Origin of the sequence: Streptomyces sp. UNOB3_S3, from assembly GCF_020740895.1 — a bacterium.
Lineage (GTDB): Bacteria > Actinomycetota > Actinomycetes > Streptomycetales > Streptomycetaceae > Streptomyces.
In genome coordinates this window covers 1-11,387 of the sequence record NZ_JAILXP010000239.1, presented here as the reverse complement: position 1 = coordinate 11,387, position 11,387 = coordinate 1, and the positions used below count along the sequence as shown (strand labels likewise).

At 70.1% G+C, this 11,387-nt stretch carries 15 protein-coding genes; 7 read left to right on the top strand and 8 right to left on the bottom strand.

What is annotated here, in order from left to right; all coding sequences use genetic code 11:
- Window positions 1-94: 94 nt before the first annotated feature.
- Window positions 95-403 (bottom strand): hypothetical protein, encoded by a 309-nt coding sequence (locus K6I33_RS23610; protein ID WP_099199098.1) that lies wholly within the window; start codon window positions 401-403, stop codon window positions 95-97.
- Between the two features lie 335 nt (window positions 404-738).
- On the opposite strand from K6I33_RS23610, the gene K6I33_RS23605 reads away from it, so the two are divergent.
- Complete coding sequence (locus K6I33_RS23605) at window positions 739-1,998, top strand: serine/threonine-protein kinase (RefSeq protein WP_229356522.1); 1,260 nt, start codon at window positions 739-741, stop codon at window positions 1,996-1,998.
- Between the two features lie 24 nt (window positions 1,999-2,022).
- Here the strand turns inward: K6I33_RS23605 and K6I33_RS23600 are convergent, their stop codons facing one another.
- From K6I33_RS23600 to K6I33_RS23575, 6 genes are all read right to left on the bottom strand, one after another.
- Window positions 2,023-2,232: a DUF397 domain-containing protein gene (locus tag K6I33_RS23600; RefSeq protein WP_229356521.1), complete on the bottom strand. Its 210-nt coding sequence runs from the start codon at window positions 2,230-2,232 to the stop codon at window positions 2,023-2,025.
- The gene (locus K6I33_RS23595; protein WP_229356520.1) at window positions 2,187-3,080 is read right to left on the bottom strand and encodes a hypothetical protein; all 894 of its coding nucleotides are present in this window, start codon (window positions 3,078-3,080) and stop codon (window positions 2,187-2,189) included. The genes K6I33_RS23600 and K6I33_RS23595 overlap by 46 nt, the downstream gene beginning before the upstream one ends.
- A 357-nt stretch (window positions 3,081-3,437) precedes the next feature.
- The gene (locus tag K6I33_RS23590; protein ID WP_229356519.1) at window positions 3,438-3,842 is read right to left on the bottom strand and encodes a hypothetical protein; all 405 of its coding nucleotides are present in this window, start codon (window positions 3,840-3,842) and stop codon (window positions 3,438-3,440) included.
- Window positions 3,843-3,977: 135 nt separating this feature from the next.
- Entirely contained in the window at window positions 3,978-4,439 is a 462-nt protein-coding gene (locus K6I33_RS23585) for a carboxymuconolactone decarboxylase family protein (RefSeq protein ID WP_229356518.1), read from the bottom strand.
- Window positions 4,440-4,519: 80 nt separating this feature from the next.
- The gene (locus tag K6I33_RS23580) at window positions 4,520-4,705 is read right to left on the bottom strand and encodes a DUF397 domain-containing protein (RefSeq protein WP_229356517.1); all 186 of its coding nucleotides are present in this window, start codon (window positions 4,703-4,705) and stop codon (window positions 4,520-4,522) included.
- A gap of 10 nt (window positions 4,706-4,715) precedes the next feature.
- Complete coding sequence (locus K6I33_RS23575) at window positions 4,716-5,609, bottom strand: helix-turn-helix transcriptional regulator (RefSeq protein ID WP_275126754.1); 894 nt, start codon at window positions 5,607-5,609, stop codon at window positions 4,716-4,718.
- 101 nt (window positions 5,610-5,710) lie between these two features.
- On the opposite strand from K6I33_RS23575, the gene K6I33_RS23570 reads away from it, so the two are divergent.
- The 5 genes from K6I33_RS23570 to K6I33_RS23550 all read left to right on the top strand — a co-directional run bounded on the left by K6I33_RS23570 (window position 5,711) and on the right by K6I33_RS23550 (window position 10,182).
- A complete protein-coding gene (locus K6I33_RS23570) occupies window positions 5,711-5,848 on the top strand; it encodes a hypothetical protein (RefSeq protein WP_229356515.1) in 138 nt (45 codons plus the stop codon).
- A 17-nt stretch (window positions 5,849-5,865) separates the two neighbouring features.
- A complete protein-coding gene (locus K6I33_RS23565; protein WP_229356514.1) occupies window positions 5,866-6,318 on the top strand; it encodes an ATP-binding protein in 453 nt (150 codons plus the stop codon).
- An 18-nt stretch (window positions 6,319-6,336) separates the two neighbouring features.
- Window positions 6,337-8,079 (top strand): serine/threonine-protein kinase, encoded by a 1,743-nt coding sequence (locus K6I33_RS23560; protein WP_229356512.1) that lies wholly within the window; start codon window positions 6,337-6,339, stop codon window positions 8,077-8,079.
- A gap of 75 nt (window positions 8,080-8,154) precedes the next feature.
- On the top strand, window positions 8,155-9,180 hold the full coding sequence (locus tag K6I33_RS23555; protein ID WP_308297276.1) for a bifunctional lytic transglycosylase/C40 family peptidase: 1,026 nt from the start codon (window positions 8,155-8,157) through the stop codon (window positions 9,178-9,180).
- A 297-nt stretch (window positions 9,181-9,477) separates the two neighbouring features.
- Window positions 9,478-10,182 carry a phosphatase PAP2 family protein gene (locus K6I33_RS23550; RefSeq protein ID WP_229356523.1) on the top strand — a complete coding sequence of 235 codons (705 nt, stop codon included), beginning with the start codon at window positions 9,478-9,480 and terminating at the stop codon, window positions 10,180-10,182.
- A gap of 107 nt (window positions 10,183-10,289) precedes the next feature.
- On the opposite strand, the gene K6I33_RS23545 is transcribed toward K6I33_RS23550, so the two are convergent.
- Entirely contained in the window at window positions 10,290-10,451 is a 162-nt protein-coding gene (locus K6I33_RS23545; protein WP_229356510.1) for a hypothetical protein, read from the bottom strand.
- An 89-nt stretch (window positions 10,452-10,540) separates the two neighbouring features.
- Here K6I33_RS23545 and K6I33_RS23540 point away from each other — a divergent pair.
- A partial coding sequence (locus K6I33_RS23540; protein ID WP_229356508.1) for a hypothetical protein occupies window positions 10,541-11,387 on the top strand: 847 nt, incomplete at its 3' end.

The following is an 11,387-nucleotide window of genomic DNA, read 5'->3' as shown; positions in this document are numbered from 1 at the left end:
AAGGTGGGCTGGGGGACGAGAGGGCCTGCGCTGGGGCGAAGCACCGGCGGTGCGCAAGGGATCGGGTGGGGGCGGAAGGGGCGCGTGGAGGGGCTCAGACCGCCATGCCGTAGACAATGGTGAACAGCGTGCCGAGCGAGCCGATGATGAAGACGCCGGTCAGGCCGGCGACGATCAGTCCCTTGCCCTGCTCGGCGCTGAAGGTGTCGCGCAGGGCCGTGGCGCCGATCCGCTGCTTCGCCGCGCCCCAGATCGCGATGGCGAGGCAGAGCAGGATCGCCACGGCCATGATGACCTCGATCATTACCCGGGCCTCCCGGCCGAGTTGACCGAAGGGGCCCCAGTTAGGGGCGATTCCGCCAATAATGGTGTTGATGTCGCCTTTGCCGGCCGCCAAGAACATCTCTAACTCACCGCCCCATACGGGTAGTTGTGTCCACCCCGCCGCACGGCAAAGGCCCGGACCTATCTTCGCTGACATACCGCCGTTCGCATGTCGATTTGGCGGCATTTTTTGTCGGAACCCGTATGACCGGCGGTTGCATGGCCCTGACCTGCGACGAGGTCCGTTGTCAGTGGGGAGTCCTATGGTGACTCTGTGTATCACGCGCATGGACGGCGGGCAATGTCCGGCCACGTGAGGGGTATCGCAGGGGGTGCGGGGGATGTTCGAACGGCAGTGTGTTCGGTGGGTACTCTTCCTGATCTGCGCATGGTTCAAGATCAAAGGTGGTACGGGTGCTGGTAGCCGGTCGGTACCGGTTGGGGGAGCCGCTCGGCCGCGGCGGGATGGGCGAAGTGCGGCAGGGGCAGGACGAGGTGCTGGGCCGTCAGGTCGCGGTCAAGCTCCTCCTTGGCGACGACGGCGACGAGTCGGCCACCATGCGCTTCCGGATGGAGGCCCAGACAGCCGCCCGCCTGAACCACCCTCAGGTCATCGCCGTGTACGACTTCGGCGAGTGGGAGGGCCGCTTCTACCTGGTCATGGAGCTGGTCCGGGGGAAGAGCCTGGCGGCGGAGCTCGCCGAGCGGCGCGTCCTCGCGCCGGCCCGCGCGGCCGGCCTGGTGGCCCAGACCGCCTCGGGCCTGGCGGCCGCGCACCGGCAGGGAGTGGTCCACCGGGATGTGAAGCCCGGCAACCTCATGATCGACGCCGCGACCGGCACGCTGAAGATCGGCGACTTCGGCATCGCCCGTTTCGTCGACGAGACCTCGGCCGGGCTGACCCGGGCGGGCCAGATCGTCGGCACGAGCACCTATCTCGCCCCCGAGCGCGCCCTGGGCCGGACCGCCGGCCCGGAGTCGGACGTGTACGCGCTGGGCTGCGTGCTCTACCAGATGCTGATCGGCCGGCCGCCGTTCTGGGACGACAACCCGACCGCGCTGCTGTACCTCCACGTGGACAGCCCGCCCGAGCCGCCGCGCCACTACCGCACCGACGTCCCACCCGCCTTCGAGGCCTATCTGCTGAGGATGCTGGCGAAGCAGCCGGAGGAACGGCCGTCGGCGCAGGAGGTCGCGGACTTCTTCTCGGGCACCGCGTGGCAGGGCGCACCTCAGCAGCAGTCGCCGCCCACGACCTCGCCCTTTGCGGCGCCTGTGCCCCCCGCCGTACAGCCCCGGAGCGACACCGGCCCCTGGGCGGGCTCGCCGGCCACACCCCCGCATCCGCACGCGGCTACTGAGCCCCCCGTGCCCCCCGTGGCCACGGGAGTACCGCCGATGCCGTCCGCCCCGCCCGTGACACCCGTGGCGGCCGCAGCGCCGCCTCCGGTCTCGGCTCCGGCGGCACCCCTGTCCTCCGCCGCGCCCGTACCGCCGTTGCCTCCGTCCCTGCAGCGGGAGACGACGACCACGTACGCGCTGCCGTCCGCGCGGACCAGGGCGGCCGCGGTGGCGGGTGCCGCCGGGCGGCGACGGCCGAAGGTGCTGCTCGCGGCCGTCGCCGGAGTGATGGTCTTCGTCGTGGCCGCGCTGCTCGGTGCCGTGCTGTTCTGACGTCGACGGGCCAAGAGCCGGAGGCTAGTCGTCGATACCCTCGACGAAGTGGTCGAACTCCCCTGCCTGGACGCCCAGGCAGAAGGCTTCCCACTTGGCCTCGGTGGTGGTGACGACCGTCTCGGGGTTGATGTTCTCCCGGATGTAGACGTTGCCGTCGCCGCCGAAGGCCACCTCCAGGTACTCGGTCATCGTCTCGTCGTCGGTGGCCGGGATCCAGTTGAGCTCGGGCACGGTAACGCCCCTTCATACGATGGGATGTTCGGATGAACGTCGGCGACCACGATAGAGGAGCCCGCCGACTCCCGAAGTCTGCTCAGCGCCTCCTGGATGGAGTGCATCATCAGCCGGGGCCGGTGGAAGACGTCGTCGCCGCTGAATCGGAGCACCTGGCGAATGCCCTCACAGCCGGAGAGTTCATTGAAGCGAAGGATGTCGCTCTGGTGTGCGGACCGGCTGCCGTGCCAGGTGTATCCCTCGATCTCCACCCCCAGCCCTTCCTCCCTGAACAGGAAGTCGAGCCGCAGCAGTCGGCCGTTCGGTGTCGTCACCTCGACTTGCGATTCCGGATACAGCCCGGCCCCGTGCATCCACAGCCGCGCCATGCTCTCCGCCGGGGAGCCGGAGGCCGGATCGGTGAGCGCGAGCGCTGCTCGCGCCGTCCGCATGTTCCGCCGACGGCAGCCGTCCTGTCCGTCAGGGCCTAGCGCCTCGTGGATCTGCTGCCGGTCAGCCAGCCCCTGGGCGAGTACGAAGTCGGCGGCGATCACGCCCTCGTGCGCGGGCAAGGTCATCAGCAGGTCGCAGACGGTCCGGAGGGCCGTGGTGACCCGTACACCGGCGACGACTGTGATCTCGCGTGCCGCCAGTCGTAAGGCGTGTACGACGACGCCGGGCACCCGGGTCTGCCCCCGCCGGCGTGGATCGGTGAGTTCGACGACCTCGTCACCGACGGCGCGGGCGGCGCGGCCGCGCCGGACGGACCGGCCGCGTGGAAGGGCGGGAATGCCGTACAAAGCCGCCGCCGACCCATGGCTGCCCACCCACTCCGGATGTCTCAACTGCACCGCGAGCAGGCGCACCCGCGTATCGATCCGCAGGCCCGGCCGCCCCCATGTCCCGCAGTACAGCCGCGACCAGCCGGCCCGTCGTAGCGCCCCCGCCGCACCGCTGGGCCGCAGCCCGCACTCGACGGCCTGTGTCGTGAGCAGGACGCCGCCTTGCGCGGCGGCGACCTCGTGAAGATTTCGCTGATTCCCCCGTTTCATGACTCCAGGACACCGCACGGAGCGGAATCCCGCGAGGCCTGTGGATAACCCGTGGGCCGGACGCGGGACCGCTCCGTACTTCCTGCGCTTTTCTCGACTTCCCCTGCTGGGAAATGGAGATCAGCGCTGTCTGTCTCGGGTGACGCGCGAAGGCCGACGGCTAGTGCGTTGTCACCAGCGGTCGATGCCCATCGTCTTCGCCGCGCTGTGGATCGCGTTGTAGTGCGGGATCGACATGTCGGACTTCTTGTCCTTCGGCGGCAGCTTCTTGTCGGTCTGCCGGAACTCGTCGCGCGCCGCGGCCAGCAGGCTCGTTCCGTAGCTGACCGGGACGTCGTCCTTCCCATGAATGGGATGCGACTTGGCGGCGGTCTGGCTGCCCGCGTTGGCGAGGATGCTCCGCGCCTGGTTGTACGCGGCCGGCTTGATCGTTTTCGGGTTCGCCGCCACGGCGTGCGTGCCGGACGCCGCACGGGCGTGGTCGGCACCGATCGCGGCGGAAGCGGGAGCGACGACCGTGGCGACGGCGCCGACCGCGACCACCGCGGCGAGACCGGTCCGGGTGATGAGGTTCATGCAAGGCACCTCTCGTACTCGACGGAAGGGTTCCGGTTGTTGCGAGGAAGAGCCTTCTCCCCGGAGATGGGTGCCTGATGAACGAAGAATTGACGCGCTGGTCACGGGGGTGGCTGGCAGTAGCGGCTAGGCGCCTCAGCCCCAGGTCGTACCGGCCGGCTCCTCGACGGTGGTGTTGATGCGGTTGAAGAAGTTGGTCATGGCGACCATGAGGATGATGGCGGAGAGCTGCTTCTCGTCGAAGTGATCCGCCGCCTCGTCCCAGACCTCGTCCGGCACGGCCTTGCCCGAACGGTCGGCGATCCGGGTCGCGGCCTCCGCCAGCGCCAGGGCGGCGCGCTCGGCATCGCTGAAGAACGGCGCCTCGCGCCAGGCGGCGACCTGGTGCAGCCGCTCATCGGTCTCACCGGCCTTCTTGGCGCTGGCGATACCGCCGTACACGCAGGCGCTGCACCCGTTGATCTGGCTGGTGCGCAGATGCACCAGCTCCAGGATCTGCTGCGGGGCGTCGCCCTGGTGAATGGCCGAGATGAGGCTCTGGATGCCCTTCATGGCGTCGGGCAGGACCATCGCCGGGTTCTTCATACGGGCGTTCATGGTGTTCCCCTTCGTAAGTCCGTCGCTGCAATGACGGATGAGGAAGGGGGAGTGTGACGGGGGAGCGAGAAGAATTTCGGTCAGTCGGCGGTTCGCGAGTAGCGGAGGAGCGCCCGCAGGGTGCGGCGTGAGAGGGTGAGGGTGACGGTTGGGGTGTCGCTCTCGCGGAGGTGGAGCGTGCGTGGGTCTGTCGCGGCCAGTTCTATGCACTCGTCGCCGCCGCCGGCCGAGCTGTAGCTGGACTTCTGCCAGACGATGTCGGGCACGGCGCCTCTCTCACATGGTGTACAGCAGGTGCTGAATCAGGGCCAGCGAATCCCTCTTCTTATAGAACCCGGGTTCGATGTTGGGGTCAATCGGCTCCAGCGCCGCTCTCGCGAGGTGCTGGAAGGTGTCGTCGAAGCGCCTGTACTGCTCCTGGTCGCTGATGAACGGTGAGGAGACCGGCTGTTCGACGTAGGCGGTGCTCAACTCCGGTACGGCGTGCTCGAAGAGGACGAAGGGCGTGCCGAATGCGGTGGGGAAGACCTCCGCGTCGAAGGGCAGGACCTGGATGCGGATGTGGGGCAGGCGCGCCATCTCGACGAGATGCTCGATCTGCCGGCGCATGATGTCCGTGCTGACCATGCGCATGCGCAGCGCGGCCTCGTGAATGACCGCATGGAATCCTGGCGGATCCTGACGCATGAGGACGGACTGGCGCTGCTGCCGGAAGCTTGTGTACGTGTCGATGTCGTCCGACGGTGCGCTGGGCTGCCCGCCCTCGAAGAGGGCGCGCATGTACTCGGCGGTCTGGAGCAGTCCGGGGATGTGCATCCACTGGAACGAGCGGCAACTCGCCGACATGGCTTCGAGTTCTGCCAGGTCTCGCGCGGCCGGTGGGATCGGGCCTTTTCGGTAATCCGACCACCAGCCCTTGCCTGTCGACTGGCTCATCGCGACAAGGGCTTCCGCCTTGGTTTTGGGTTCGCAACCATATGCGGCAAGCAGGGCTCGGAGCTTCCCTTCAGGAATGGCTGTTCGAGCCGCCTCGATGTGTCCGAGGTGTTGCGGACCGAGGCCGGCGTAGGCGCCTGCCGTCACGCCGTTCATGCCGCACGCGTCGCGTAGCTTCCGCAGTTCGGTGCCCAAACGCCGTTGGCGCTGGGTTGGGTTCGGGCGTAGCCCCATGCTCTCCTCCACGTGATGACGGCCAGTCTGCCCGCCTGGGGAGGGGATGAGCCACTCGTTGGGGGTAACGTCGCCGAAAGGGTTGAGGGCTAGCAACCGAAATGCCTACCGTCGAAACCGACCCGCCCTCCCCGGCTCGTAAGCCGGAAGTGCACCGCGTCCGCATGCGCGCCCATCCGCGCCCCGTATGCGTGCCCGGCAACGCCACCGCGATCCGTCGTCCGGAGGGCAACCGGTGAAGCCCAGGAGTCACGCCATGTGTCCCATCACCACTGTCGTCCCCATCCGTCCCGACTTCTCCCTCGGTTTCCTCCCCGTCCCCCGTCTGATCCGTGAGGTCCGCGCTGCCGTACGGACCGCACTGGTCACCGCCGGGCGCGAGGAACTCGTCGACAACACGCTGCTCCTCACCTCCGAGGTCGCCACCAACGCGGTCAACGCCTGCCGCCGCAGTGCCTGCACGGCGCCCGTGACTGTCTACGCGAAGTGGATGTACGGCGGCGCCCTGCTCGTCCTCGTGCGGGACTACGCCCCCGGTGCGCCTCATGAGCGGGCGTGGCCCGTCGACGGCGAGAGCGGTCGAGGGCTGGCCCTCGTCCGGGCCTGTGTCACCGACTGGGGTGTGTGCCGGCACGGGTACGGGCCCGGGAAGGCGGTCTGGTTCCGCGTCGCGGCACAGGCGGCGGCGCGGGTGGAGGGCGCTCAATGATCAGGGACATGGCGAGATATGGCACAGTCTCACTTCGTGGAAGCGCTACGAGCTCAGGACCCCGCGAACATCGGCGTGCACACCGTTCTGGCCCGGCTCGGTGCCGGCGGGATGGGACAGGTGTATCTGGGGCGCTCGCCCGGTGGGCGGCAGGTGGCGATCAAGGTGATCCGGGAGGACTTCGCCGAGTCGCCCGAGGCGCTGGCGCGGTTCCGGCGGGAAGTGGAGACCGTGCGGGCCGTGCGCAGCGCGTACACCGCCAACCTGATCGACGCCTCGCTGGAGGCGACCCCGTACTGGCTCGCCACCGAGTACGTGCCCGGGCCGACCCTGGTGGAGGCCGTACGGGCGCGGGGGCCGCTGCCCGCCGACACCTGTCTGCGGCTGTTCGCGGCGCTCGCGGAGGCGCTGTCGCACGTGCACGAGCACGGGGTGCTCCACCGTGACCTGAAGCCCCACAACGTCATCCTCTCGGCCGTCGGCCCCAAGCTCATCGACTTCGGAATCGCACGCGGCGCCGAGCAGACCGCGCTCACGCAGGCCGGCGCCGCGCCGGGCACGCCCGGGTACACCGCGCCCGAGATCATCACGCGGAACGACGTCAGCCCGGCGGCCGACGTCTTCGCGCTCGGCGCGACCATGGCCGTCGTGGCGACCGGTCGGCCGCCCTACGGGGAGGGCTCGCTGGAGTCCGTGACGTACCGGGTCGTCCACGGGGAAGTGGACGTGGCCGGTGTGGAGCCGGCGCTCGCGGAGCTGATCCGGGAGTGCGTCGCGGGCGATCCGGGTGAGCGGCCCGATCCCGCGCGGATCATCGCGCGGTGCGCGGTGAGCTCGGCGCTCGTCGACGATCCGGTGTACCGGGAGCTGACGGCGGTGCGCGGGACGCCCGTCATGCCTTCCGCCGCGTACGTGCCCACGTTGGCGCCCGGCGTGCCCAGCGCGCCCGGCGCCAACGTCCTGGCGGCGGAAGCGAAGCGTCCGCGGACGAAGCTGTGGCTGACCGTCGGCGCCGCCTCCGTCGCGCTCGGCGTTGTCGCCGCGCTCGCCGTCCAGTCGCTGGGCGACGACGCGAAGGGGGGTGGGGACGACAAGGCGCTGGGTGAGGGCGGAGCCAAGCCGGCGGCCTCTTCGGCCGCGTCCCCTGCCGCCTCCCCCGCCGCGTCGGGTTCCGCCTCCGCGCCGGCCGCCGAGGCGGGCGGTGGGAAGGAGCCCGCGTACGTCGAGGCGACCGCCCCCAACCGCGACTACTGGTCGGCGAAGGAGGGCGCGCTCTACGGCGAGGGGACGTGCAACCTTCCGTCCGAGGAGCGGGTCGACGGGCAGTTCCAGTCCTCCGTGTCCGACGCGGTGAACCCGGAGGTCCGGGTGATGTCCGGCAAGGTGAAGATTGGCTTCCGTTTCAAGTACGCCAGCCCCGATCGCCTCAAGGCGCCCTTCTACGTCTCGGTGGCCGTCAAACCTCCGCACGAGATCGACTCGTCGACCGGTAAGCCGCTCTCGGGGCTGCGCCAGAACAACCTCGGCCTGGGTTACACCAGCAAACCCGTCGATATCGCCCCCAAGGGTTCCGGAGGTTGGGGAGCCGACTTCAAGGAACTGACCTACCCCGACGACTTCCAGCAGTACGTGAACGGGAAGCCGTACGCGCAGCCGATCCCCGTCGGCAACGACCCCGGCGACTGGACGGTGCTCTTCGAGCACGTCACGAGCGAGAAGGCGTACGCGAGCATCGGCTGCTACGGCTTCACCGCCAAGTAGCCCCCAGGGCGGGGGATCCGCACGATATTTCGGAAACGGCAGTGCAACGGGCCTGCCATGGGGGAAGGTTGACGGGTGCGGAAGCTCTGGGTGGGCGTGGGTGTCGGCATCGCGATGTGCCTGAGTTTCATCGGGCTGCTCGTTGTCGGGGTGTACGTGGCCGCAGGGAACATCACCGGCCTGGGGAAGGGCGGCACGGTCGGGCTCGCCAAGGGCGCCGTGCCCGAGCAGTACCAGGCGCTCGTGGCCAAATGGGGCAATCTCTGTCCCGCCCTCAACCCCGCCGTGCTGGCCGCCCAGCTCTACACCGAGAGCAACTGGGACCCGACCGCCAAGAGCCCCGCCGCGGCGATGGGGATCGCGCAGTTCATCCAGGAGACGTGGGACACCGAGGGCATCGACGGCAACGGCGATGGCAAGAAGGACATCTGGGATCCGGCGGACGCCATTCCGTCGGCCGCCTCCTACGACTGCCAGCTGGCCAAGGACGTGAAGGGCGTGTCCGGCGACATCACGGACAACATGCTGGCCGCCTACAACGCTGGCCCGTACCGCGTCATCAAGGCCGGCGGCGTCCCCGCCATCAGTGAGACGCAGGGCTATGTGAAGTCCATCCGCAGCCTGGAGAAGAGCTTCGCCCGCCCGGTGGGCCGGGTGGCGCCCTCGCAGCAGGCGGCCGGGGCCATCTACTACGCGCAGGAGAAGCTCGGCACCCCGTATCTCTGGGGCGGTGACGGCGGGCCCGAGGACAACGGCCGCTTCGACTGCTCCGGGCTGACCAAGGCCGCGTACGCCTCGGTCGGGATCGAGCTGCCGCGTGTCGCGAACGACCAGTGGAACGCCGGTCCGCACCCCAAGCGGGACGAGCTGCTCCCCGGGGATCTCGTCTTCTACGCGAACGACCTGAACGACCCGCGCAGCATCCACCACGTGGGGCTCTACGTGGGCGGCGGCTACATGATCCACGCGCCGCGGACCGGGGCCGTGATCCGGTTCGAGAAGATCGACTCGCAGCCGGACTACATCGGCGCCACCCGGGTCACCGCGGACGGCGCGAAGGCGCTGCCCACGGCGCCGGGAGCGCCGGGGCGGAAGGTCTGACCCGGCGTCGGGTGAGGCATCATCAGGCCACGATCGTGTCCGTGACCGACGCGAATGGCCTGAACGTCCCGTGAACCTCACCCCTGAGCTGGGGTGATGGGTCACCCTTCGATAACGTCCAGGTGATCATTGGGTGGAGAGTGGAACGCCGGGCCGGAGCCGGGCGTTCCAATGGAGTGGGAAAGCAGCGCCGCGTGCTGCGGCGCACGGACCACGGGGGTCGGTAGCTGGGCGTGGTGACGGGCGACAGATAGGGGCCGGGCGATGGCTGGACTCGTGACGGGAGACTCCATGCCGGTGGCCGTGCTGGCCGGGGGCGAGACGAACCCCGACGTCAGCCTGCTCTACGACATCAACGGCATCGCCAAGGACGCGCCCAACTGGATCGACCGGACCATGGAGTTCATCGGCGAGTACGGCATCGTCCTCGGTCTCGCCGTGCTGATGCTGTGCGCCTGGTGGAGCATTCGCAAGAGCAAGGACGCCCCCGCCGGGATGGCCGCGCTGCTGTGGTCGCCGCTCGCGGCCGGGATCGCGCTGATCGTCAATGTGCCCATCCGGGGGTTCGTCCGCCGGCCCCGGCCCTTCCTCGACCACCAGGGCCTGGAGGTACTGGTCAAGGGGAAGACCGACTTCTCCTTCGTCAGCGACCACGCGACGCTCACGATGGCCCTGGGCGTCGGCCTGTTCGTGGCCAACCGCAAGTACGGCCTCATCGGCATCGGCCTCGCCCTGCTGGAGGGGTTCTGCCGGGTCTATATGGGTGTGCACTACCCGACGGACGTCGTAGGCGGACTGGCCCTGGGGACGGCCGTCACCCTGCTGCTCGCCCCGCTGGCGATGATGCTGCTCACGCCGTTGACGCGGTGGGTCGCGGGGACGCGGTGCGGGTGGCTCGTGCGGGCGGGTGACGCGCCCGCGCCCATCGTGCCGGCCGCGACGGTGCCGCCCGAGGCGGCGGGACACGAGGTGCGGGCCCACGATCGGGATCTGGCCGCCTAGCGCTTCGCTGGGAGCGCGGTACGTCGTCTGCGGGTGCGCCGTGGCTGGTCGCGCCCACGCGGCGGTAGCCGCATATCGGCACTGCCCCGCGCCCCTGCGGGGCGCGCCTAGTCGCAAGCGCCGGACGTGCCCGTCAGGTGATCCTCCGCGTCCGCTCTCGCCAGGGAGCGGGCCCGGCGGGCGGGGCCGTACCAGCCGCAGGTGCAGCGCGCCGTGCAGAACGAGCCTCGTTCGCTCGTACTGATGATGTGGTCAGCGGGATCGGACACGTGACCACGCTACCCGGCCGTGACGACCGCCCCGGCGCGGTCGTTGGAAGGAGCGGGTTCCACTAGCGTGCGGCAGGGGGCTTACGACCATGGCGGTGCAGGGGCGCAGACGCGGAGGCGCGATCGTCGCCACCGCGGTGGCGGGCGGCCTCGCCCTCGGGGTGTTCGCCGTCTCCGGCTGCGCCGAGCAGGGCGGCCCCGCCGAGCGGGGGCAGGACGGCAAGGGCTTCCGGCACGGGGCCGGGGCGAGTGGCCAGGTCCGGCAGGCGCAGCTCGAGGGTCCGGTGGGGGTCGATCCCGCCCGGGCGCTCGCCGTCGTGCGGCACGCCCCCGAGGCCCTGGCCCGGGCCGGGGGCGCCAGGGTGCGGACGTCCATGGAGACGGTCAGCGGCGGGACGCGGCTGACGATCCGGGGCAAGGGCGGCTACGACTTCGTCCGTCCGGTGGGGCGGCTGACCGTGACGCTGCCCGAGGGCGCGGACGGGAGCGTCGGCCGCAGGGCGATCACGGAGGTCTTCACCCCCGGTGCGCTGTATATGAGGAATCGCGGCGCGGGTGTTCCCGTCGGCAAATGGGTGCGGCTCGACACGGGTGCCCTCGCGGACGGCGACCTGCTCACGAGCGGTGCCACCGACCCCCTCGCGGCGGCCGAGCTGCTGGGCGGCGCGCGCGAGGTGGCGTATGTACGGGACGAGTGGATCGGCGACACGCGCGTGGGGCACTACTGGGGGACGGTCGATCTGGACCGGGCCGCGCGCGCCGCGCCCGTACGGGACCGGGCCGCGCTGGCCGCCGCGGCGAAAGGGTTCTCCAGTGGGACGGTCGCGTTCGACGCGTATCTCGACGAGGCGGGGCGGCCGAGGGTGCTGCGCTATCGCTTCGGCGTCGGGGCGCGGGACGCGCGGGCCGGCGGGCGCGGGCCGGTGGGGGAGGCGG

What these genes read in the sequence shown, in the direction of transcription:
- K6I33_RS23565 (WP_229356514.1), top strand. Translation starts at nt 5,866, where the DNA reads ATGTGTCCCATCACCACTGTCGTCCCCATCCGTCCCGACTTCTCCCTC.
- K6I33_RS23585 (WP_229356518.1), bottom strand. Translation starts at nt 4,439, where the DNA reads ATGAACGCCCGTATGAAGAACCCGGCGATGGTCCTGCCCGACGCCATG.
- K6I33_RS23575 (WP_275126754.1), bottom strand. Translation starts at nt 5,609, where the DNA reads ATGGGGCTACGCCCGAACCCAACCCAGCGCCAACGGCGTTTGGGCACC.
- K6I33_RS23610 (WP_099199098.1), bottom strand. Translation starts at nt 403, where the DNA reads ATGTTCTTGGCGGCCGGCAAAGGCGACATCAACACCATTATTGGCGGA.
- K6I33_RS23570 (WP_229356515.1), top strand. Translation starts at nt 5,711, where the DNA reads ATGCCTACCGTCGAAACCGACCCGCCCTCCCCGGCTCGTAAGCCGGAA.
- K6I33_RS23560 (WP_229356512.1), top strand. Translation starts at nt 6,337, where the DNA reads ATGGCACAGTCTCACTTCGTGGAAGCGCTACGAGCTCAGGACCCCGCG.
- K6I33_RS23590 (WP_229356519.1), bottom strand. Translation starts at nt 3,842, where the DNA reads ATGAACCTCATCACCCGGACCGGTCTCGCCGCGGTGGTCGCGGTCGGC.